Origin of the sequence: Planomonospora sp. ID67723, from assembly GCF_015711605.1 — a bacterium.
Taxonomy (GTDB): Bacteria; Actinomycetota; Actinomycetes; order Streptosporangiales; family Streptosporangiaceae; genus Planomonospora_A.
In genome coordinates this window covers 1,201,654-1,222,560 of sequence record NZ_JABTEZ010000001.1, presented here as the reverse complement: position 1 = coordinate 1,222,560, position 20,907 = coordinate 1,201,654, and the positions used below count along the sequence as shown (strand labels likewise).

The window sequence follows — 20,907 nt, the reverse complement described above, 5'->3', positions numbered from 1 at the left end:
CGGCCTCCCCACGCCGCCGGTCAGCCGCCCTCGGGGTGATGACGGCGCGCGTATGCGGAGTCGTCCTCGTCTGCGGCCCAGAAGTCCGCCGCGCCGGGCTGCGGCCGCTCCCAGAACCCGCTGTCCTCCATGGAGCGGGGTGCGGGCGGGAGGTAGTCGTCCCAGCGGTCACCGGCTCGGACCGCTACCGGCGTGACGACGCTCACTTCGGCGATCGGGGCCGCAGCGGGCAGCGCCAGCCGCATGGAGTCGGCGCGCACGGCGCTCACCGGCTGATCCACCGTGTGCAGCGGGGCCGGCGAGGACGGAGGGAGCGGGCGGTCCGCAGTGTGCGCGCCCACCGGCGAGGACGGGAGGAGCGTCCCTCCCGCCTCCGGCGGGGGAGCCGCGGGCCCGGGGCGGGCGGCGGAGGGTTTCTCCGGTGCCGGCTGGATATGAGGAGTCTTGGACACCGCGAGGATGACCGCGGGACGGCGCGCGGCCACCGGGGCCGTGCCGGCCGCGGGAGGGAGGTCTCCACCGTCCCGCGGCGCGGAACCGTCACGGAGCGCGGAACCGTCACGGGGACTCCTGTCCGCAGGCATGGCCGCGGAGCCGCCGGGGACCGCGGCCGGCTTCTTGCGGCGGAGCCAGGCGCCGAAGTGCGCGCCGAGGATCAGCAGGATCAGTCCGCCCGCGATGGAGAGTCCCTGGCTCACCCCGCCGGCCGGTGACTCGGCCGACCGCGCCGTGATGGTGGTGTTCACTGCCGGCGCGACATCCGTGCCGGTCCCTGCGGTCTGCGGGTCGAGCGGTGGCGCCGTGTCCTCCCCGCCGCCTCCGCGGTCGTTCCCGGCGTCGTCCCGGGAGTTGTTCCCGGTTCCCGGCCCGGCCGTGGAGGGCGCGGTGTCCTCCCGGACCTCCTTGGGGAGCTTGGGCACCTTCGTCGGAACGACCGCCGTCCTCGGCGGCCGGGTCGGCGCCGCCGTCGGCTTCTTCGGCGGCAGCTGGGGCAGGCTCTCGACCCCGCTCTGCCGGTCGTTCTTCTTGCCGCCGCTCTGGTCGCCCTGCCGGGTTCCGGTGCTCTTGCCCGTGCCCTGCCGGGACGTGCCGCTCTTCTCGGTGTCCGTGGCCTGCGGCGCTTTGGCGGGGATGCTCACCGTGGCGGCGGCGGACTGGCCGGAGGCCAGGGTCCCCCCACCGCCGTCACTCCGCAGCGCCTGCACCGTGAACCCGATCCGCTGACCGGCGGCCTTGGCGGGAACGGCCAGGGTCGCCTTGCACGAGCCGCCGCCGCACGCGCTGTCCGCCTGCACGCCGCCGACCCTGCCGGTCTGGCTCGTGGAGATCTCGTAGCCCCGCAGATCGGGCTCGGAGCCCTTGTCCCAGGTCACCACGGCCTGGTCTCCCTGCAGGCGGACGGCGACCCCGCCGGGGGTGGCCGGGGGAACCGCCTGGACGAGAGTCTCGGAGGTCTCGTCCCACTTGCTCCCCAGCAGTTTGCCGCGCTGGACGAGTTTGATCTCGTAGCTGCCGTTCGGGCGGTCGCCGGGATCCCAGGTGTAGGTGACGCTGTGGTCGCCCTTGGCGACCTCCTGGCCGTTGACGTAGAGGATGGCGTCGAACGCGAAGTCGACTTTCCCGGAGATCGTCACTCCCTGGCCGGAAGTGACCCGTGACGGCATGTCCAGGCGTGCCTGGGCTTGTGCCGGACCCGCCGAGGCGAGCACCGCGGACATGGACACGATGGGCGCGATCGCCGCCGCGGCGACCACCCTGCGAACCGTCGTCACGACGTTTCCCTTCGTCGAGAGCCGCCCGCCCCCGGCCGCCCATCACGAGCGCCCGGACGCGCCAGTCCTCCGGACCGGCTCTCACCGGCCCGGACCTCCCGGCCCCGCTTCCGCGAACGGACCTGCCACCGAGGGAGCCCGGCCGGACGGCGCGCGGCCCGCCTTCCCGGGTCCCGAGCGCGGGACTGCGGGGGCGGAAGGTAAGTGGAACCTTATGAGAGACGGCCAGCTCTTGGACATGTCGTCCAAGAAGTCGTGATTTGATTGCGACCTTGCCTTTCGGGTGACCATCCCGGGCTTCCGCGGGGCGAAAACGCGAGCGCCCGGGCCGACCCCGCCCGTCAGCGTCCGTCCTCCCCGGCCACAGCCTCATCCGGCGGGCCGTCGATGTGAACGGGCCCGGCCCGCGCGTATGCCGCCACCTCCCGCCCGCCCACCATCGGCAGGGAGAACCGGGCGACTGCCCCGACGACGACGATGCCGTCATCGCCGACGGCGCATCGCATGAGCCTGGCTCCGTTGTCCACCACGAGTGAAGCCGCCTCGGCGCATCCGCGAGCGGGATCGGCGAAGGCCAGCCGGGCCGCGGCGAGCGCGCCGAGGTCGGCGGCGGCCTGCACCCGGTGACGCGCCACCCTGGCGGTGCCGGCGAACACCACCGCCACCGCCGCAGTGAAGATCACCGCTGATATCCCGATCATCCAGATCGTCGCCGAACCCCGGTCTCCCCCGCCCCGCAACGGCCTCACCGCTCCCCGCCGGGCTGTCCCGTGGGCGGCCGTCCCTCGCCCGGCTCGAGCACGGAGACGGCGGCCGAGCGGACGGTCACCGCCGGAAGGGCTCCGCCCCAGCGGGGCCTGACTCCCGCGGAGACCTCCACTCGGACGCGCTCACCGTCTTTGACCACCTCCACACGGGCTCCCGCCGGGGCAACGGCGAGGACACCGCTTCGCACGAGATCCAGAGGATCTCCTCTGGACGCCGCCCGCGCCCCCGCCCTGGCCGCGTCGACACACTCCAGCTGAGCCTCCACGGCCGCCACCGCCCACAGGCCGGCGGCCAGCACCACCACGAGAGCGGGCAGCACCGCCACGGTCTCCGCGGTCACCGACCCCCGCGAGAAGCACGGGCCCGATGGACGAGTCGCCCGTCCCAGGAAGGAGCGGAGAACCGGCGAAGAAGCCGGTGATCTCCAGGAGGGGCGCGGGGCCCATGGCCGGATCACCGGTCCGAGGGAGGGGCGGGGCGCGTGCGACCGGCTCGCCGGTCCGCGCGGACGGATCACCCGGCTCACCCCGCCACGTTCAGCGCCCGGTTGATGAGGCCAGTGATCATCTCCTGCACCTCCGGACTGGTCACGACCTTGAAGAGCAGGGCGGCGAACGCGCAGGCGGCGATCGTGCCCACGGCGTATTCAGCGGTGGACATGCCACGCTCCCGTCCTGGACCGGCGGTCAACCGGGTCCAGCGGCTCCGCCACCACCCCGGCAGGGCACGCCGGAGACCGTCGGTGCTCGATCCAGCCATCGTTTCTCCTCCTTGCGGTCAGCGCCGGGCCCCTGTGCCCGGCACCGGTCGGACCAGATTTCCTGACGGGCACATGACCCTGTGGATATGAGCGGCGTTCTGTGGATAACTTTCCGCGAAGCCGTCAGTCCTGTGGATAACCTATGGAAGCAAGATCTCTCCGGCGAGACCGGCCACGACGGGAACGATGCCCAGGAGCACGAAGGCGGGCAGGAAGCACAACCCCAGTGGCGCGACGGCCCGGATGCCGACCCGGCGGGCCGCGGCTGCCGACAATGCTCGGGCCGCGTGCCGGGAGTCGTCGGCCACCCGGGCCAGCACGTCGGCCACGGGAGCGCCGCTGAGCGCGGCCCGGCTCATGGTGCGGGCGATCGGGGCGAGTTCGCGCCCGGCTGCGAGAGCGGACCATGCGCTCTCGGGGTCGGCTCCCAGCTTCAGCTGCCCGCTCACCCACGCGAGGCGGTCTCCGAGCGGTCCGCCGATCGCCTGAGAGGTGACGTCGAGGGCCCCGGTGATCGGCTGCCCGGCGCGCAGACAGGCCACCATGAGGTCGGCCGCCAGCGGCAGGTCCGCGGTGACCCGTTCGCGTTCCCGGCGCAGCGCCGGGGGCTCTCTCCTCCGGAGGATCAGCGGCACGGCCACGGACCCGATCACGCCCGCCACGATCCCGGCGACGTCGCCCATCGCGAGGAAGAGCGTCAATCCCGTGACGGCCGCGATCGCGGTCTCCCTCCTGCCGGGCCGCGCTCCACCGGCGCCCCCGGCCGCCCCGGTCACCGCGCCACCCTGCGCGGTTCTGTACGGCGCTGTCCGGCCAGGTCCGCGCGGTCTCGCCGTGATCGGAGGGTGCGGCCCTGCCCTGCGGAGCCTGCGGGCGGGGTCGCCGGAGGACGCCCACAGCCATGCGGCGGCCCCGGCGAGCAGTACGGCCAGCACACCGGCCGGCGATGTGTCCATGAACTCCTCCAGAGGGGGAACCCGGTCCTCAGGTCTGTTCGGCCCGAGTGACCAGGCAGTGGGTCCACCACAGGCCGCAGCCGTCGAGCGCGACCCCCGCCACCAGGCAGGCCGCACCCGCCGGACCGCCGAAAAGGAAGCTGAAGGGGCGCATGCCGAGCCCTGCGGCCATCAGCAGGCCCAGCACCGGCAGTCCGGCGAGCAGGCGGGCGGTCGCACGGGCCCCGGCGAGTTGGGTGGCGACGTCCCGCCGGTGGGCCTCGGCCTCCCGGAGAGAGGCGGCCACACGGTCGACGAGGATCGAGAGCCCTCCTCCGGCGGTAACGCTCGCCCGCCAGCACGCCGCCAGTCGGCGAAGCCCCTCGCCTCCCCGCTCCGGAGCCGCGGCCAGCAGTGCCGCGGGGACGTCACCCCCGTCCCTCGCCGCCGCGATCACGGGACGGAACGCCACCGGGTCGGGAAAGGCCGCCGTCCGCACGGCCCGGATCAGCGCTTCGCTCGCGGTGCGCCCCCCGGCCAGCTCGGCGGCGAGCCCCTGGCACAGCTCCGCGGAGGCCGCCCGCCACGCCTCCGCCCGCCGGGACGGCAAGGAGGAGAGGCTCGGCCACCTTCGAGGAGGGGGCGCCTTCGCACGGCCGTTCCCCAGCAACCGCTCCAGCCGGAGCGTCCCCGGATCGGGCCCCGTCCACAACCAGACCGCCAGCAGGGCGAGGAGGGCGGCCGTCACCATCATGGCCGCACGCGGGCGCCGGGGGCGCGGGCGACGAGCGCGGCCAGGCCCGGACCCGGGACCGCGGAACCGTCCGGGGGGAAGGTGAGCGCCGGTTCGGCCTCGACCAGGCCCGAGGCGCGGCGGATCATCATGCAGATCTCGGCTACCCGGCGGCGGCCGTCGGCCTGGTCGCGGGCGAGGTGGATGACGACGTCCAGCGCCGCGGCGATCTGGCTGTGGACCGCCTCCCGGCTGAGCCCGGCGGCGCAGGCCAGAGCCTCCAGGCGAGGCGGCACGTCGGCCGCCGCGTTGGCGTGCAGGGTGCCGCAGCCGCCCTCGTGGCCGGTGTTGAGGGCGGCCAGGAGATCGACGACCTCGGCGCCTCTGACCTCCCCGACGACGAGACGGTCCGGGCGCATGCGCAACGCCTGGCGGACGAGGTCGCGCAGGCCCACGCCGCCGGCTCCTTCCAGGTTGGCCGGGCGGGACTCCAGCCGCACCACATGAGGGTGCAGGGGCCTCAGTTCGGCGGAGTCCTCCACGAGAAGGAGGCGCTCCCCGGACCCTGCCAGGGAGAGCAGACTCGACAGGAGCGTCGTCTTGCCGGTGCCGGTGCCGCCCGAGACGAGGAAGGAGAGCCTCGACTCGACCACCGCGGTGAGCACCGGGACCGCGTCGGTCCTGATCATGCCCGTCTCGACCAGTTCGGGGAGCGCGAACGTGCGGCGCGGCGGGAGCCGCAACGACAGACAGGTGCCGCCGGGGGCCACCGGGGGCAGCACGGCGTGCAGCCGGACGCCGCCGGCGAGCCTGGCGTCCACGTAGGGGCTGGCGTCGTCGAGACGCCTGCCCGCCGCCGCGGCCAGGCGCTGGGCGAGCCGTCTGACCGCGTCCTCGTCGGGGAAGGTCACCGAGGTCCGGCGCAGGCCCAGGCCGTCCTCGACCCACACTTCACGCGGGCCGTTCACCAGCACATCGGTGATCTCGGCCTCCGCCAGCAGCGGCTCCAGCGGACCCGCGCCGATCAGGTCGGCGCAGAGGGCACGGGCCACCGCCAGGACCTCCGCGTCGCCCAGCACCGCCCGCTCGGCCCGGAGCGCGGCGGCGACATGCGCGGCGCTGGGCTCGACCCCGGTCCGCCCCAGCCGCACCCGGACCGCTTCGACGAGGTCGGGGGAGACCGCACCGCCCGGCACGGACCGGCTCACCTCCCGGTCCCGGACGGCGATGGCGCGGCCCCGGGAACGGAGCTCAGGAATGCTCCGCAGAACCGGCCCAGCGGAGTCCGGCGGCCGAGTGGGGGGATGTCGCCGCGGTTCAGAGCGGAGGCGAGCCGGGGCTGGTCGGGCAGGGTTCCGGCGCACCGGACTCCGAGGGAGGCGGAGACCACCTCCTCGTCCAGGACGCCCGTGCGGACGGCCGCCCGGATCTCACCGGTGTGCTCCCGCAGCCCGGTGAGCACCTGGGCCGCGGCGAGCACGCCGCGCACGTCGGCGGTCACCACCAGAAGGGTGACGGCGGCACGGCCCAGCGCCTCCGCCGCGGCGGGATCGGGATGGCGGGGCAGGTCGGCGACCACGAGGTCGAAACCGCGCCGGCCCGCGTCGAGGACCGAACGCATCGCCTCGGCCGGGATGGCCTCGGCACCGCCCCGGTGGAAGGAGAGCAGGGTCAGCCCGGAGACGCTGGGAAGAGCCGCCCGGAGCGCGGTGAAGCTGACCCTGCCCTCCCGGGCGACCAGGTCGGACCAGCGAGCGCCCTCGGCCTCCTCCTGACCCAGCAGGAGGTCGAGGCCGCCGCCGAGCGGATCGGCGTCGACGAGGAGGGTGCGCAGGCTCCTGCGCGAGGCGGTCAACGCGAGCGACGCGGCGAGGACGCTGGCTCCGGCCCCGCCCCGCCCGCCGACGACGCAGACGACGAGACCGGCCCTCACCGCGGGCTCCACGGCGTCGGCGAACTCGTCGACCAGCTGTCGTTCGGCGGAGGGCAGTTCCAGCACGGCCTGGGCCCCGACCGCGACGCACCGCCGCCAGGCATCGGGATCGCCCGGAGTGCGCGTGACCAGCATGACCCGATGACGAGGCGGCGGCCCGGTCGCCGCCAGGGCGTCGGCCACGTCGCTGCCGACGACGACCATCGGGGCGCGGGTCCAGTAGGGCCGGGCGTGCGCGGGCGCATGGGCCACATCGAGCTCCGCCCCGGCGGCGGCGGCGACGCGGAGCAGGTCGTCGAGCAGGTCGTGGTCTTCGGTGATGACCAGAGGGCGGTCCAAGGGTGCCTCCCGAAAGCGTGGGAGACCAACCTTTCGGGAGGAGCCGCCCTCGCCGGGGCGCCGAGCGGCACTCTGTGGACGACCGGGCCACCCGCCGGTCCGCCTGTGGAGAAGCGGCCTGTGGAGAAGTGAATGGCGACCCCCGCTGGGGGGGGAGAGCGGGGGTCGCCGACCGGTCCGGCTCCGGGGGGGTAGAGCCGGTCCCGTTTCAGAAGAAAGCTTTCAACAGATGAGTCGCGTGTGGCAAGGGACCGGCAAAGCGGACCGCGCGCAATACCCCGACTCGTGGAGATACAACCGTATGCTGCCCCATGACCTGGATTTAGTCGAGGAGTAATCCCCGGTTTTCGCCGGTTTTTTTTCGAATAACGATCTGGCCACCATGGGGAGCGCAGACCATCGCCATCCGGGCGGGGAAGCCGACAGCGCCCGGACCGGCGGCCCGCCGATCACAGACTGTGATCATCCTGAGTGCCCTTGATCGTCACGCAGACCGATGCCGTACGGCCGTGCGGCATTCGGGATGACTTGTCCGGGAATGTTCCTCAATCCGTAAAGGTCTTGGTCCCAGGGGTTCCCATCAGCCCGGATTCGTCGTACAAAGGTTGCACGGACCTAGTGTCCGGGCACGGCCATCGGGCACCCACGCGCGACCAGCCGCGGGAGGCGCGTCGAAACGGGCTTGTCCCGTCCGACGAATACAGGTGCACGCTTGGTAACCCGATGAGACGTGTCGGTGACGGCGCCCCCTTGTTGGGGCGCCGTCCGCTTTGTGCTCACGAGGTGTCCGTAATTCCCCTTCGGCTGCCGCACCCCCGAGACGCGCCGGACCGGCGTCCCCGCCGGGAGCGCCGGTCGCCCGCAGCACCCCGCGCCCACGCCGGCGACGCCCTCGCCGCCGGACCCGGCCGCGGGAGGGATCGACCGCCTCACGGGTCAGCCGCGCTGCATGGCCTCGCAGATCGCCGTGGCCTCCCGCACCCCGAGCACGACCGCCGAGGCGCAGTGCCGCACCCAGGTCGCGACCCCGTCGGGAGTGCCGGTCAGGTAGGCCCTCAGGCTCTCACCGTAGGCCGCCCCGAGTTCCAGGTGGCCCAGTTCCACCGCGGACAGCGACTTCGGGTCCAGCCCGAACTCCACCAGCGTCAGCCGCTCCGCCGCCCGTGCGACGACCCCGTCCGCCGAGCCGAACGGCCGCAGCACGGCCAGCTCGGCGTGCACGATGGCGGCGAGCACCAGCGCGGGGGCCTTGGACTCCCCCGTCACCAGGCCGACCAGCCCGTCCACCCGCGCCACGGTCGCCTCGGGTCCTGGCGCGGGACCCAGCCCGAGGAGATCGGGCGCCGCGGCGGAGGTCCGGGGGCGGCCGAGGTCCTCGGTCAGACCGGCGGCGGCCAGCGTGTGGAGCCTGGCCAGCACCTGGCGGGGCGCCGTACGCCAGGTCGGCCCCAGCCGTCCCAGCTCGGCGGAGACCCGCAGCGCGCCCTGGACGACGGGATCGGTGGCCTCGGGGATGGCCTCGAGCGGGACGTCCACGCCGTCCAGCGCGGCCGACGCCCGGGCCCCGCGCAGGGCGGACCTGGCCGACACCTCCGGGCTCTTGCGCCGCAGAACGCGATGTCCGTAGAGGCGGTCCACGGCCTTGCGCATGTCGGCCACCGCCTCCGGCACTCCCGGCAGGTCGGCGATGGCAGCCAATGGGTCGCTCACGTTCCCCGACCCTACCGGCCGGTCACCAGGCTCCCGACGCCGCCGTGGAATCCGCCGGGGAAATGACCGCCGGACCGTTCACCGAACGCATCAGGCCATCCGGCGCACCGCCGTACCAGATGCCCTGGAATAACGCCTTCCACATTTCTATGGTGTCGGAATCGCAACGTTTCTGCCGTGATGACTACTGAGCGTCAGGAATGATGCCGCGTCACATGTCTCGCATCACCGATTGGTACAGACCTGTCTAGACCTCTTGTGGCGGGCCCCTCCGGGCTGGTGAAGTGGGACACATCCAAAGCTGACAGGCAGTACGAGAAGGAGTGCGTAGTGGCCCCGGAGACCCCTGGTTCCGAACCGCGTGAGACCCAGGAGACGCTGTCGAACCTGCTGCACGAGACCCGGCGGTTCGCCCCTCCTGCCGAGCTGGCCGCGGCCGCGAACGTGACCGCGCAGGACTACACCGAGGCCGAGGCCGACCGCCTCGCGTTCTGGGAGAAGCAGGCGGACCGGCTGAGCTGGTCCACGCGCTGGGACACCGTCCTCGAATGGAACCCGCCCTTCGCCAAGTGGTTCGTCGGCGGCGAGCTGAACGTGGCCTACAACTGCGTCGACCGCCACGTCGAGGCGGGGCTGGGCGAGAAGGTCGCCTACCACTGGGAGGGCGAGCCCGAAGGCGACAGCCGTACGATCACCTACGCCGACCTGCAGAGAGAGGTCTGCAAGGCGGCGAACGCGCTGACCGCGCTGGGGGTCGGCAAGGGCGACCGGGTCGCGATCTACATGCCGATGATCCCCGAGCTGCCAATCACGATGCTCGCCTGCGCCCGCATCGGCGCGATCCACTCGGTGGTCTTCGGCGGGTTCTCCGCGAGCGCGCTCAGCGGCCGGATCAAGGACGCCGACGCCAAGCTCGTGGTCACCGCCGACGGCGGCTACCGCCGCGGCGCGCCCAGCGCGCTCAAGCCGACCGTGGACGAGGCGGTCAAGGAGTGCCCCGGCATCGAGCGCGTGCTCGTGGTCCGGCGGACCGGCCAGGAGGTGGACTGGACCGACAAGGACGTCTGGTGGCACGACCTGGTGGACGGACAGAGCGCCGAGCACGCGCCGGTCCCGCACGACGCCGAGCACCCGCTCTACATCCTCTACACCAGCGGCACGACCGGTAGGCCCAAGGGCATCCTGCACACCACGGGCGGCTATCTCACCCAGGCCGCCTACACCCACCACGCGGTCTTCGACCTCAAGCCGGAGACCGACATCTACTGGTGCACCGCCGACATCGGCTGGGTGACCGGTCACTCCTACATCGTGTACGGCCCGCTCGCCAACGGTGCGACCAGCGTCATCTACGAAGGCACCCCGGACACCCCGCACCGCGGCCGGTTCTGGGAGATCGTGCAGAAGTACGAGGTCACGATCCTCTACACCGCGCCGACGGCGATCCGCACGTTCATGAAGTGGGGCGACGACATCCCCGCCAAGTACGACATGTCGTCCCTGCGCATCCTGGGCAGCGTCGGCGAGCCGATCAACCCCGAGGCCTACGTCTGGTACCGCGAGCACATCGGCGGGAACCGCACCCCCGTGGTGGACACCTGGTGGCAGACCGAGACCGGCGCCATCATGATCAGCCCGCTCCCCGGCGTGACCAGCGGCAAGCCCGGTGCGGCCATGCGCCCCCTGCCCGGCATCACCGCCGACGTGGTCGACGACCAGGGCGAGAGCGTCGGCAACGGCGGCGGGGGGTTCCTGGCGATCCGCGATCCGTGGCCGTCGATGCTCCGCACGATCTGGGGTGACGACCAGCGTTACATCGACACCTACTGGTCCCGTTTCGAGGGGATGTACTTCGCCGGTGACGGCGCCAAGCGGGACGAGGACGGCGACCTCTGGCTGCTCGGCCGGGTCGACGACGTCATGCTCGTCTCGGGCCACAACATCTCCACCACCGAGGTGGAGTCGGCGCTGGTCTCCCACCCGAAGGTCGCCGAGGCGGCCGTGGTCGGCGCGACCGACCCGGTGACCGGCCAGGCCATCGTCTCGTTCGTGATCCTGCGCGGCAGCGCGGAGGAGGGCGAGGACATCGCCGCCGAGCTGCGTGCCCACGTGGCCAAGACGCTCGGCCCGATCGCCAAGCCCCGGCAGATCCTGGTCGTCCCCGAACTGCCGAAGACCCGTTCGGGCAAGATCATGCGCCGCCTCCTCCGTGACGTCGCGGAGAACCGCAGCGTCGGCGACGTCACCACGCTGGCCGACAGCACGGTGATGAACCTCATCTCCGAGAAGCTGCCCAGCGCCAAGAGCGAGGACTGACCACCGATCGCCGGACAAGGGCGCGGACCCGCGGGTCCGCGCCCTTTCGCGTTCCGCCGGTCGGCCGCATGCCCGGCGGTCCCTCTTCCGGCGCCCCGTGGAGCTCGGCGGTGTTCAGGGAGCCGCCGCCGGGGTAGCCCCCGGCCCCATGATCCCCATTCCCGGCGGCCCCGATGACCGGGTCGTCCCCGGTGTGATCGCCGGTCTGGTCGCAGGAAAGTTCCCCGGCGTCCTCGGCGGGGCGTGGCCGGCCGTACGGCCCGGCCTGGCCAGACTGTCGGACGAACCGCACTGGCGGGACACGGCCGCGGTGTCGATACTGGCCGGGGTCGGGTTCACCGTGTCACTGCCCATCGGCGGTCTCGCCTTCGGCGATGATCGTGAGAGGGCGGCCGCGGTGACCACCGGCGTGCCCGCGTCAAGCCTCATCGCCTCGGTCCTGCTCGGGGTGCGCGTGCGCAAACACCTCAACGCGCAGGATGATGTTGTCACCCGCGCTCGATAGGAGACCGTTCATGACGCAGAATCCGGCCACGGAGCCGCAGCAGGAGTCGCTGGGCGCGCTGGTCGCCGCGGCCAGCGGCCAGATCTCCACCCTGGTCCGCGCCGAGATCGAGCTGGCCAAGGCCGAGTTCAGGTTCGACGCCAAGCGGGTCGGCATGGCGGTGGGGCTGTTCGCCGCCGCGGCGTTCATCGCCCACCTGTGCCTGATCCTCATCTCCTTCGTCATCGCCTACGCACTGGTGGCCCTGTTCGACTGGCCGGAGGTCGCGGCCTTCGGCGCCGTCACCGGTTTCTACGTGATCCTCGCCGGCCTGCTGATCTTCATCGGCGCTCGGCGGTTCAAGGGCCTGACCGGAATGAAGCGGACGATCCGTTCGCTGAAGCACCTCAAGAGCGGTGAGAGCGAACTCGCCCCCGCCGCCGTCCCCGCGCCGCCCACCGCCGGTCGGCTCGGCTCACACCGAGAGTCGGTGAGACCAGAGAAGTGAACCAGTCCGAGGAGTCCGTGATCCGGGCCGAGGGCCCGTGGACCCACCGCTCCGTGCACGCCCGCGGCACCCGCTTCCACGTCGTGGAGGCCGGCGAGGGCCCGCTCGTGCTGCTGCTGCACGGCTTCCCCCAGTTCTGGTGGAGCTGGCGCCACCAGCTCGTCTCCCTGCCCGCGGCGGGATACCGCGCCGTGGCCGTCGACCTTCGCGGCTACGGCGGGAGCGACAAGCCGCCGCGCGGCTACGACCTGCCCGCCCTGGCGGCCGACGCCGCCGGGCTGATCCGCGCGCTGGGCGAGACCGGCGCCGTCGTCGTCGGCCACGACTGGGGCGGCCTGGTGGCCTGGACGATGGCCGTGCTGGACCCCAAGGCGGTCCGGCGGCTGGTCCCGGTCTCGGCCCCGCACCCGCTCCGGCTGCGCTCGGCCCTGCGCTCCGACCTGTTCGGCCAGCTCCGGGCGAGCGGCCACGCGCTCGGCTTCCAGCTGCCGATCCTGCCCGAGCGCCGGCTGACCGCCGACGGCGCCGCCCTGGTCGGCAGGTTCCTGCGGGAGTGGTCGGGACCCGGGTGGCCGGAGGAGGAGGTGTCGCAGACCTACCGCGAGGCTTTCCGCGTCCCCAACGTCTCGCACTGCGCGCTGGAGTACCACCGCTGGTTCGCCCGCTCCCAGCTCCGCCCGGACGGGTTGCGCTACGCCAGGACCATGCACGCGGAGATCGAGACGCCCACGCTGCAGTTGCACGGCGCGCTCGACGGGCACATGCTGCCGCGCACCGCCCAGGGATCCGGCCGCTACGTGACCGCCCCCTACCGCTGGCGGCTGGTCGAGGGCGCCGGGCACTTCCCGCACGAGGAACGGCCCGAGGCCTTCGACGCCGAGCTGATCGGCTGGCTCGCCGACGAGGAGCCCGACCGGTGACCCCCGGCGAACCCGGCACCCGCGCGGACGGCGCCGGCGGCACCCGTCCGGTCCCCAGGGACCGCGATCCGGAAGGGCGGGCCCGCAACCAGCGCCCCCGCGACGCGTTCGGCCGCCCGCTGCCGCACGGGGCCGAGGGCGTGGAGCGCGTTCCCGACGACTACGCCCCGGATTCCGCGGAGGCCCTCGCCGAGGCGCGCCGCCTGCTCGGCGAGGAGCGGCCCTTCCACGCGCACGAGGTGCTGGAGGCCCGCTGGAAGACCGGCCCGGCCGAGGAGCGCGAGCTGTGGCAGGGGCTGGCGCAGATCTGCGTCGGCCTCACCCATCTCCAGCGCGGCAATCCGCGCGGCGCCTCAGCCCTGCTGGCACGCGGCGCCGACAGGATCGACCGGTACGGCGCGCCGTACGAAACGGTCGCCCTGGCCGCCCGGGAGCTGGCCGCCCGGGAGCCGGGCGGTCAGGACGCGGCGGCGGCGATCGCGAAGATCAGGGCCCTGCTCTGACGCGCATCCCCCGCCGCGGAGGTCACAGGTCGCACTGCTGGGTGTCCACCCGGTTGAACAGCCGGGAGCCGTCCTCGGCGTCCGGGGCGACCTCGCCGGCGGTGAGGACGTAGCCGGTCTCCCGCTGGTCGAGCGCGGCGGCGAAGACCACCCCGTAGACCCGGCCGTCGGGGGTGAGCAGCGGCCCGCCGGAGTTGCCCGGGCGGACCCGGCCGCGAATCGAGTAGACGTCGCGGTTGACGGTCTTGCTCTCGTAGATGTCGGAGCCCACCGCCCGCTGGCGGATCCGGATGCGGGAGGGGTCGAGGGTGTAGCCCTCCCCGTGCGGGAAGCCCGCCACGATCGCGTCGTCGCCCTTCTTGGCGGTGCCGTCGAACCGGAGGATCGGCAGGTCCAGGCCGGAGACGTGCAGGATCGCGATGTCCCGGTCGGGGTTGTAGAGCACGACCTTGGCCGGATGGACGTTGTTGCGGTAGTCGACGACCTCGAGATCCTGGTTGACCCCGGCGACCACGTGGGCGTTGGTCATGATCTTGTTCTGCGCGTAGACGAACCCGGTGCCCTCGATGTGCCTGCGGCAGCTCGTCGCGACCCCCTGGACCTTGACGATGCCCCGGCGGGCCCGCTCCAGTTGCGGGGTCTTGGAGGTGCTCCGGTCGGGCGGGGGCACGTCGACGAACTGGGCGGACCCGATGTTCTCGAACACCTGGGGGAAGCCCGAGGTGTCGATGAAGTTCTTGATCGGCTTCTGGATGTCCTTGGCCGCCTGCGGGATCGCCTGGTCGACGGCGCCCAGCAGCAGCGACCTGTTGACCTGCTCGCTGATCAGCGTGAACGGTGAGGAGACGAACAGCGAGCCGATGAACCAGGCGACGATCAGCACCGCCAGGGCGCTGGCGAACGTGCCGCCGACCGCGTCGACGACCTTCGCCGGCTCCCAGGTGACGTGGCTGCGGACCACCGCGCCGATCGTCGAGGACGCGAACTGGCTGATGATCGCGGTGAGGAACACGATCACGATGGCGAGCAGCGCCCGCTCGGTGTTGCCGTCGATGACGGCCTCGGCGATCGGGGGGGCGATGAAGACGCCCAGCAGCACGCCGCCGACGAACCCGACGAAGCTCATGGCGCCGATGATGAACCCCTGCCGGTATCCCGACACGGCGAAGGCCACCATCAGCGCGATCAGGATAAGGTCGAGGAGATCACCGCTCACCCCTTAAAGGTATCCAGTCGCCGCCTCTCGCGTGCATCCCTTCTCCTGGCCGCGTGCGGTTTTCGTGACCGGCCGGGCCTGTCCGGTGGCGGCCGCCGGGCGGCTCCGCCTATCCGCGAGCGGCGAGGTTCAGGACGTCGGGGGGGAGGTCCTCGACCCGTGAGGTGTCCCAGGGGCGCGCGAAACCGGAGTCGGCGAGCACCCCGTCGAGCACGCCCGCGGTGAACCCCCACACCAGCAGGTTCCGCACCCGGAAGGCGGGCCCGGAGTAGCCGCTCGGGTGGCGCAGCCTGAGCCGGTTGGCCGGATCGACCAGCTCGGCGACCGGGACCCGCTCCACCGCCTCCACCTCGTCGGGCGAGGCGGCGTGCACGGCCGAAGGGGTGTGCCACCAGCCGATGACCGGGGTCACCCGGTTGTCGCTGCGCCAGACGTACAGCTCGGGCATCGTGCCGACCACGTGGACGCCGGCCGGGTCGAGGCCGGTCTCCTCCTCCGCCTCGCGCAGCGCGGCGGCGATCGGGCCGTCGTCGGTGGGGTCGACTCCTCCACCGGGGAAGGCCGGCTGCCCGGCGTGCCGCCGCCCGCGCGAGCTGCGCTGGATCAGCAGCACGTCGGGACCGAGCGGCCCCTCCCCGAACAGCAGCAGCACCGCGGCCGGACGCCCTCCGGACCGGGGCGGGCGCAGCTCCGCGGGGACCTTCGCCCTCGCGGCCCGCTCGGCCAGCGTCTCCAACCATCCAGGCACTTCCACGGCCACACCTCCGATCCTCTCCAACGCGGCACCGCCCGCCCGTGCTTCCCGGCCACCGGGTCCCGAATCCGTTGGTCCGGCCGGTATCGGGCCCACTACGAGAAGGGGCCGGGACGGACCAGTTTCGCGGCCTCCGCAGGGTCGGCGGGGCCGGTGCCGTACGACGGGCAGAGGGCGGCCAGCGGGCAGGCGCCGCAGGCGGGCCTGCGCGCGTGGCAGATGCGGCGGCCGTGCCAGATCAGGCGGTGGGACATCATCGTCCACTCCCGCCTCGGGATCAACTCGCCGACGACGTGCTCGATCTTGACCGGGTCCGTCTCCGCGGTCCAGCCGAAGCGCCGGGTGAGCCGCTGGAAGTGGGTGTCCACGGTGATCCCGGGGACGCCGAACGCGTTGCCGAGGACCACGTTGGCGGTCTTGCGGCCGACGCCCGGCAGCGTCACCAGATCTTTCAGCTTTCCCGGGACCTCTCCGCCGTAGCGCTCGCACAGGGTCTGGGCCATGCCGATGATGCTGTTGGCCTTGGCCCGGAAGAACCCGGTGGACCGGATGATCCCCTCCAGCTCGGCCCGGTTCGCCCCGGCGTAGTCTTCTGCGGACTGATATTTCGCAAAAAGCGCGGGTGTGACCATGTTGACCCGCTTGTCAGTGCACTGGGCGGACAGGATCGTGGCGACGAGCAACTGGAGCGGGTCGCCGAAGTCGAGCTCGCAGTGGGCGTCGGGGTAGGTCTCCGCCAGGATCCGGTCCATCCGCCGGGCGCGGCGGACCAGCGCCAGCCGGGACTCGCCCGCCGGACTGTCTTCACGGGGCATCCCGACAGCCTATGCGCACCCGTCCGTTCCCACGGGGCCCTTGGAGGGCGGGCGGTGGGATAGGTCACAATGGCTGTTGCGGATACCGGAGACGAAGAATGCGGCGTTCGTGACAGCACCACACGAGTGCGGCGAACCGGCCGACGATGGGTGAGCCGTGAACAAGGAGGCATCGTGAACACCGAAGACGTGCTGGGCAAGGCCCCTCTCTTCGCCGCGCTCGACCGCGAGAGCGCGGCCGCCCTGCGCACGAGCATCTCCGAGGTCCGGCTCTCCAAGGGACAGACCCTCTTCAGCGAGAACGAGACCGGCGACCGGCTCTACGTCGTTCTCGAAGGCAAGATCAAGCTCTCCAGGACCGCGCCCGACGGCCGGGAGAACCTGCTCAGCGTGCTCGGCCCGAGCGAGATGTTCGGTGAGCTGTCGCTGTTCGACCCCCGTCCCCGTACGGCCTCCGCCATCGCCCTGACCGACGTCCGGCTCGCCGGGCTCGGCCACGACGACCTGCGCCCCTGGCTGACCGGCCGCCCCGAGGTCGCCCTGCACCTGCTGCGCGCCCTGGCCCAGCGGCTGCGCCGTACCAACGACGTGCTGGCCGACCTGGTCTTCACCGACGTTCCCGGACGGGTCGCCAAGGCCCTGATCGACCTGGCCGACCGGTTCGGCCAGAAGGTCGACGACGGCGTCCGGGTCCACCACGACCTCACCCAGGAGGAGCTGGCTCAGCTGGTCGGGGCCTCGCGCGAGACCGTGAACAAGGCCCTGGCCGACTTCGCCCAGCGCGGCTGGTTGCGCATCGAGGCCAAGGCCGTGGTCATCATGGACATGGAGCGCCTGCACAACCGTTCGCGCTGAGCCCGTCGAGATACTCCAGCTGGGCCCGGACCGACATCTCGGCCGCGGGCCAGAGCGAGCGGTCCACGTCCGCGTAGACGATCTCGACGATCTCCAGCGGCGTGGCGGCGCCCTGCCCGCGCGCCCGCCGGATCTGGTCCAGGCGCTGCCTGCGGTGCGCGACGTACCCGTCCAGGGCGGCGATCGGGTCCGGCAGCACCGGGCCGTGACCGGGCAGCAGCGCTTCGGCTCCGACCCGCTCGGCGGTGGCGCGCAGCCGGTCCAGGGAACGGAGATAGTCGGCCAGGTCGCCGTCCGGGGCGATCACGGTGGTGCCCCGGCCGAGCACGGTGTCCCCGGTGAGCATCGCCCGGTCCTCCGGCAGCCAGAAGCAGAGCGAGTCGAACGAGTGGCCGGGCGTGCCGACCACGTGGAGCTCGACCCCGCCCGCGACGACCACGTCGCCGTCGGCGAGCCCCTCGTCGCCGAGCCGGTGCCGCGGGTCCAGCGCCCGCACCGGCGCTCCGACCAGGCCGGCGAAGGCCCGGGCGCCCCCGCTGTGGTCGTGGTGACCGTGGGTGAGCAGGATCGCGACGACCCTGCGGTCCCGCAGGTGCCCCGCGACCCGGGCCAGGTGCCCCTCGTCGTCAGGCCCGGGGTCGACGACCAGCACCTCCTCGCCCTGCCCGACCACCCAGGTGTTGGTGCCGTCCAGGGTCATCGGCGACGGGTTCGGGGCGAGCAGGTTGAGCGTGTGCGGCGTGCCCGCCCCGTCCGGCCCCTCCAGCGGAATCCGCAGCCCGCTCATGCGGTCCCCTCGTCCGGCGGCCCGGGCACTCCGCGCCCACCGCTCCGCCCGCTCACGCCGCGCCGAACCTGTAGTCGTCGTCGAGCACGATGTGCATCTCGCCGTCCACCTCGGCGATCCTCGGCATCAAGGTGACGATCTCCCGCTCGGTCTCCAGCACGTCGGCGACCTTCTCGTAGGAGGCCAGCTCTTTCAGGGTCCGGTAGGTCGGCGGCATCAGGAAGATCTGGCCGGCCTTGGCCTGCTCGACCGCCTCCGCCGGCCGTATCCAGGCCACCTGGTCGGCCTCGCCGCCGACGTCGCGGGTGCGCTGGCCGGGCGGGAGCGCGGCGACGAAGAACCGGGTGTCGAACCGCTTGGCCTCGACCTCGGGGGTGATCCAGTGCGCCCAGGGGCGCAGCAGGTCGGCGCGGAGGACCAGGCCGCGCTTGTCCAGGAAGTCGGCGAAGGAGAGGCTCCGGCCGATCAGCGCGAGCCGGTCGGCCTCCCAGTCGTCGCCGGTGGTGTCGGCCACGACGGACTCCGGTGACGGCCCGGCGAGCAGCACGCCCGACTCCTCGAACGTCTCGCGTACGGCCGCGCAGACCAGGCCCCGCGCGGTCTTCTCGTCGGCGCCGAAGACCTCACCCCATCTGGCCGGCGAGGGCCCGGTCCAGGCGATCGCGTGGTCGGTGTCCCGCGGGTCCACCGAGCCGCCGGGGAAGACGTAGGCCCCCGCCGCGAAGGCCATGCTCGCCTTCCTCCGGAGCAGGTAGACCTTGACGCCCTCGCGGAGGACGGCCACGGTGGCGGCATCCCTGGCCGGGACGGGCTTCACCCGCCCGGCCAGAATGTCGCGCGCACGCTCGCCGAACTCCCCCGGGAGCGGAATTCCACCCATATCCGAACCTTTCACCCGAACATAACTCGGTTTCCGGGTCCATCATGTGGTACGGCTCACGTCCCGGACAATCACCCGTCAGCGGACCTCAGCGATCAGCTCGACCTCGACCGGCGCGTCCAGCGGGAGGACCGCGACGCCCACCGCGCTGCGGGCGTGCTTGCCCGCCTCGCCGAACACCTCGCCGAGCAGCTCGCTGGCCCCGTTGACGACCTGCGGGTGGCCGGTGAAGTCGGGGGTGCTGGCCACGAAGCCGACGACCTTGACGATCCGGACCACGTTCGACAGGCCGCCGGCCACCGACGCGACCGCGGCCAGGGCGTTGAGCGCGCAGATCCTGGCGAGGTCGCGGGCCTCGTCGGCGCCCACTTCCGCGCCGACCTTGCCGGTGGCCGCGAGCTTGCCGTCCACCATCGGGATCTGGCCCGAGGTGTAGACGTGGTCACCCGAACGGACCGCCGGGACGTACGACGCCAGCGGCACCACGACCTCGGGCAGGGTCAGGCCCAGCTCGGCGAGCCTCTCCTCCGGAGACACCCGCCTACTCCTTCGGGCGCTTCAGGTAGGCGACCAGCTGCTCGGGGTTCGGCCCCGGCACGACCTGGACGAGCTCCCAGCCGTCCTGGCCCCAGTTGTCGAGAATCTGCTTGGTCGCATGGACCAGCAGCGGCACAGTCGAGTACTCCCATTTCGTCATGCGAGACAGATTAGCGAGCGGGCCGGGCACGGACCCCGGCGGTGTGAGCCGCGTCCCAAACGGCGGCCACCGCGAATCGCCAAGTAACCGTTGGGTAGCCTTCGAAACGTGAGTTCGCACGATACCGACTGGGACGGTGTACGGCTCCACGTCGTCACCGGCAAGGGCGGCACCGGCAAGACCACGGTGGCCGCCGCACTGGCCCTCGCCCTGGCCGCGGAGGGCCGGAAGGTGCTCCTGGTCGAGGTCGAGGGGCGGCAGGGCATCGCCCAGGTCTTCGACCTGCCGCCGCTGCCGTACGAGGAGCGGCGGATCGCCGTCGCGCCCGGCGGCGGGGACGTCCACGCCCTGGCCATCGATCCCGAAGAGGCCATGCTCGAATACCTCGAGATGTTCTACGGCATGCGCCGGGCGGGCCGGGCGCTGAGCAAGATGGGCATCGTCGACTTCGCCACCACGATCGCCCCGGGCTTCCGCGACGTCCTCGTGACGGGCAAGACCAGTGAGGCCGTCCGGCGCAGGGGCAAGGACGGCCGGAGGGTCTACGACGCGGTCGTGCTCGACGCGCCGCCGACCGGCCGGATCGTGCGCTTCCTGAACGTCACCAACGAGGTCGCCGGCCTGGCCAGGGTGGGGCCGATCAAGAACCACGCCGACCTCGTGAACGGGGTCGTGTCCTCTCCCGAGACCGCCGTGCACTTCGTCACGCTCCTGGAGGAGATGCCGGTGCAGGAGACCCTCGACGGGATCACCGAGCTCCGCGAGGCGGGCCTGCCGGCCGGCGGCGTCTTCATCAACATGATCCGGACCTCCGAGCTGCCCCAGGCGGTCCTCGACGCCGCCTCCGCCGGACGGTTCGACCCGACGGAGCTGAGCCTGGGCCTCAAGGCGGCCGGGCTGACCGACGGCGGCCCGAACGCCGCCGCCCTGGCCGAGGCCCTCGCCGGGGAGATCACCGAGCATGCGCGCCGTACCGAGCTGGAGCGCCAGGAGCGTGTCTCCCTCGACGCCTCCGGCCGCCCCCGCTACGAGCTGCCGCTGCTGACGGACGGGGTGGACCTGGCGGGGCTGTACGAGCTGGCCGAGTCGATCCGCGCACAGGGGGCGGCATGAGCGAGCAGGCCACGGGCGCGGCGGCATCGCGAACGCCGCGGGCGGAGGAGGACCGCGCTCGCGGCACCCGCCGGACGGAGACCCCGTGAACAGGATCCGGAGAACCACG

Annotated in this window: 23 protein-coding genes; 7 read left to right on the top strand and 16 right to left on the bottom strand. The window is 72.7% G+C overall.

Annotated elements, in window-relative coordinates; all coding sequences use genetic code 11:
• Nucleotides 1–20 precede the first annotated feature (20 nt).
• The 9 genes from HS041_RS05800 to HS041_RS05760 form a co-directional block, all read right to left on the bottom strand.
• Nucleotides 21–1,772, bottom strand: a complete 1,752-nt coding sequence (locus tag HS041_RS05800; protein ID WP_196439452.1) for a phage tail protein — start codon at nucleotides 1,770–1,772, stop codon at nucleotides 21–23.
• 341 nt (nucleotides 1,773–2,113) lie between these two features.
• The gene (locus HS041_RS05795) at nucleotides 2,114–2,521 is read right to left on the bottom strand and encodes an Rv3654c family TadE-like protein (protein WP_307845186.1); all 408 of its coding nucleotides are present in this window, start codon (nucleotides 2,519–2,521) and stop codon (nucleotides 2,114–2,116) included.
• The gene (locus tag HS041_RS05790) at nucleotides 2,518–2,880 is read right to left on the bottom strand and encodes a TadE family type IV pilus minor pilin (RefSeq protein ID WP_307845185.1); all 363 of its coding nucleotides are present in this window, start codon (nucleotides 2,878–2,880) and stop codon (nucleotides 2,518–2,520) included. Before HS041_RS05790 ends, HS041_RS05795 begins: the two co-directional genes overlap by 4 nt.
• Nucleotides 2,881–3,062: 182 nt before the next feature.
• On the bottom strand, nucleotides 3,063–3,299 hold the full coding sequence (locus tag HS041_RS39175; RefSeq protein ID WP_196439450.1) for a DUF4244 domain-containing protein: 237 nt from the start codon (nucleotides 3,297–3,299) through the stop codon (nucleotides 3,063–3,065).
• A 141-nt stretch (nucleotides 3,300–3,440) separates the two neighbouring features.
• Nucleotides 3,441–4,256 carry a type II secretion system F family protein gene (locus HS041_RS05780; RefSeq protein WP_230878438.1) on the bottom strand — a complete coding sequence of 272 codons (816 nt, stop codon included), beginning with the start codon at nucleotides 4,254–4,256 and terminating at the stop codon, nucleotides 3,441–3,443.
• 28 nt (nucleotides 4,257–4,284) lie between these two features.
• Nucleotides 4,285–4,989, bottom strand: coding sequence for a type II secretion system F family protein (locus HS041_RS05775; RefSeq protein WP_196439449.1), 705 nt, complete (start codon nucleotides 4,987–4,989; stop codon nucleotides 4,285–4,287).
• Nucleotides 4,986–6,176, bottom strand: a complete 1,191-nt coding sequence (locus HS041_RS05770) for a TadA family conjugal transfer-associated ATPase (protein ID WP_196439448.1) — start codon at nucleotides 6,174–6,176, stop codon at nucleotides 4,986–4,988. Before HS041_RS05770 ends, HS041_RS05775 begins: the two co-directional genes overlap by 4 nt.
• Nucleotides 6,173–7,240: a septum site-determining protein Ssd gene (ssd, locus tag HS041_RS05765; RefSeq protein WP_196439447.1), complete on the bottom strand. Its 1,068-nt coding sequence runs from the start codon at nucleotides 7,238–7,240 to the stop codon at nucleotides 6,173–6,175. The genes HS041_RS05770 and ssd overlap by 4 nt, the downstream gene beginning before the upstream one ends.
• A 936-nt stretch (nucleotides 7,241–8,176) precedes the next feature.
• The gene (locus tag HS041_RS05760; RefSeq protein ID WP_196439446.1) at nucleotides 8,177–8,950 is read right to left on the bottom strand and encodes a Fic family protein; all 774 of its coding nucleotides are present in this window, start codon (nucleotides 8,948–8,950) and stop codon (nucleotides 8,177–8,179) included.
• 330 nt (nucleotides 8,951–9,280) lie between these two features.
• Between HS041_RS05760 and acs the strand changes: the two genes are divergently transcribed.
• From acs to HS041_RS05735, 5 genes are all read left to right on the top strand, one after another.
• Nucleotides 9,281–11,266, top strand: a complete 1,986-nt coding sequence (gene acs, locus HS041_RS05755) for an acetate--CoA ligase (RefSeq protein ID WP_196439445.1) — start codon at nucleotides 9,281–9,283, stop codon at nucleotides 11,264–11,266.
• 148 nt (nucleotides 11,267–11,414) lie between these two features.
• Nucleotides 11,415–11,771, top strand: a complete 357-nt coding sequence (locus tag HS041_RS05750; RefSeq protein ID WP_196439444.1) for a Na+/H+ antiporter NhaA — start codon at nucleotides 11,415–11,417, stop codon at nucleotides 11,769–11,771.
• A 10-nt stretch (nucleotides 11,772–11,781) separates the two neighbouring features.
• A complete protein-coding gene (locus tag HS041_RS05745) occupies nucleotides 11,782–12,258 on the top strand; it encodes a phage holin family protein (RefSeq protein ID WP_196439443.1) in 477 nt (158 codons plus the stop codon).
• Complete coding sequence (locus HS041_RS05740) at nucleotides 12,255–13,178, top strand: alpha/beta fold hydrolase (RefSeq protein WP_196439442.1); 924 nt, start codon at nucleotides 12,255–12,257, stop codon at nucleotides 13,176–13,178. The genes HS041_RS05745 and HS041_RS05740 overlap by 4 nt, the downstream gene beginning before the upstream one ends.
• A complete protein-coding gene (locus HS041_RS05735) occupies nucleotides 13,175–13,681 on the top strand; it encodes a DUF309 domain-containing protein (RefSeq protein ID WP_196439441.1) in 507 nt (168 codons plus the stop codon). The genes HS041_RS05740 and HS041_RS05735 overlap by 4 nt, the downstream gene beginning before the upstream one ends.
• A 22-nt stretch (nucleotides 13,682–13,703) precedes the next feature.
• On the opposite strand, the gene HS041_RS05730 is transcribed toward HS041_RS05735, so the two are convergent.
• The 3 genes from HS041_RS05730 to nth form a co-directional block, all read right to left on the bottom strand.
• Entirely contained in the window at nucleotides 13,704–14,897 is a 1,194-nt protein-coding gene (locus tag HS041_RS05730; RefSeq protein ID WP_196439440.1) for a MarP family serine protease, read from the bottom strand.
• A 109-nt stretch (nucleotides 14,898–15,006) separates the two neighbouring features.
• The gene (locus HS041_RS05725; protein ID WP_196439439.1) at nucleotides 15,007–15,651 is read right to left on the bottom strand and encodes an NUDIX hydrolase; all 645 of its coding nucleotides are present in this window, start codon (nucleotides 15,649–15,651) and stop codon (nucleotides 15,007–15,009) included.
• A 95-nt stretch (nucleotides 15,652–15,746) separates the two neighbouring features.
• Nucleotides 15,747–16,466: an endonuclease III gene (gene nth / locus HS041_RS05720; protein WP_196439438.1), complete on the bottom strand. Its 720-nt coding sequence runs from the start codon at nucleotides 16,464–16,466 to the stop codon at nucleotides 15,747–15,749.
• A 174-nt stretch (nucleotides 16,467–16,640) separates the two neighbouring features.
• On the opposite strand from nth, the gene HS041_RS05715 reads away from it, so the two are divergent.
• Nucleotides 16,641–17,321 carry a Crp/Fnr family transcriptional regulator gene (locus HS041_RS05715; RefSeq protein ID WP_374058827.1) on the top strand — a complete coding sequence of 227 codons (681 nt, stop codon included), beginning with the start codon at nucleotides 16,641–16,643 and terminating at the stop codon, nucleotides 17,319–17,321.
• Here HS041_RS05715 and HS041_RS05710 read toward each other — a convergent pair.
• The 4 genes from HS041_RS05710 to sp36 all read right to left on the bottom strand — a co-directional run bounded on the left by HS041_RS05710 (nucleotide 17,284) and on the right by sp36 (nucleotide 19,685).
• Nucleotides 17,284–18,108 (bottom strand): MBL fold metallo-hydrolase, encoded by an 825-nt coding sequence (locus tag HS041_RS05710; RefSeq protein ID WP_196439437.1) that lies wholly within the window; start codon nucleotides 18,106–18,108, stop codon nucleotides 17,284–17,286. The two genes, HS041_RS05715 and HS041_RS05710, sit on opposite strands and share 38 nt — an antisense overlap.
• Nucleotides 18,109–18,160: 52 nt before the next feature.
• Nucleotides 18,161–18,988 carry an NUDIX hydrolase gene (locus HS041_RS05705; protein ID WP_196439436.1) on the bottom strand — a complete coding sequence of 276 codons (828 nt, stop codon included), beginning with the start codon at nucleotides 18,986–18,988 and terminating at the stop codon, nucleotides 18,161–18,163.
• Between the two features lie 78 nt (nucleotides 18,989–19,066).
• Nucleotides 19,067–19,525, bottom strand: a complete 459-nt coding sequence (locus HS041_RS05700; protein WP_196439435.1) for a RidA family protein — start codon at nucleotides 19,523–19,525, stop codon at nucleotides 19,067–19,069.
• A 4-nt stretch (nucleotides 19,526–19,529) separates the two neighbouring features.
• Nucleotides 19,530–19,685, bottom strand: a complete 156-nt coding sequence (sp36, locus tag HS041_RS05695) for a Sp36 family protein (protein ID WP_141703503.1) — start codon at nucleotides 19,683–19,685, stop codon at nucleotides 19,530–19,532.
• Between the two features lie 108 nt (nucleotides 19,686–19,793).
• Between sp36 and bagA the strand changes: the two genes are divergently transcribed.
• Nucleotides 19,794–20,798: an ATPase BagA gene (bagA, locus tag HS041_RS05690; protein ID WP_196439434.1), complete on the top strand. Its 1,005-nt coding sequence runs from the start codon at nucleotides 19,794–19,796 to the stop codon at nucleotides 20,796–20,798.
• The last annotated feature ends 109 nt before the right edge of the window (nucleotides 20,799–20,907 follow it).

Bases quoted from the DNA above. Each gene is read 5' to 3' on its own strand.
- HS041_RS39175 (WP_196439450.1), bottom strand. From the start codon at position 3,299: ATGGCTGGATCGAGCACCGACGGTCTCCGGCGTGCCCTGCCGGGGTGG.
- HS041_RS05780 (WP_230878438.1), bottom strand. From the start codon at position 4,256: ATGGACACATCGCCGGCCGGTGTGCTGGCCGTACTGCTCGCCGGGGCC.
- HS041_RS05775 (WP_196439449.1), bottom strand. From the start codon at position 4,989: ATGATGGTGACGGCCGCCCTCCTCGCCCTGCTGGCGGTCTGGTTGTGG.
- HS041_RS05750 (WP_196439444.1), top strand. From the start codon at position 11,415: ATGATCCCCATTCCCGGCGGCCCCGATGACCGGGTCGTCCCCGGTGTG.
- HS041_RS05745 (WP_196439443.1), top strand. From the start codon at position 11,782: ATGACGCAGAATCCGGCCACGGAGCCGCAGCAGGAGTCGCTGGGCGCG.
- nth (WP_196439438.1), bottom strand. From the start codon at position 16,466: ATGCCCCGTGAAGACAGTCCGGCGGGCGAGTCCCGGCTGGCGCTGGTC.
- HS041_RS05710 (WP_196439437.1), bottom strand. From the start codon at position 18,108: ATGAGCGGGCTGCGGATTCCGCTGGAGGGGCCGGACGGGGCGGGCACG.
- HS041_RS05705 (WP_196439436.1), bottom strand. From the start codon at position 18,988: ATGGGTGGAATTCCGCTCCCGGGGGAGTTCGGCGAGCGTGCGCGCGAC.
- sp36 (WP_141703503.1), bottom strand. From the start codon at position 19,685: ATGACGAAATGGGAGTACTCGACTGTGCCGCTGCTGGTCCATGCGACC.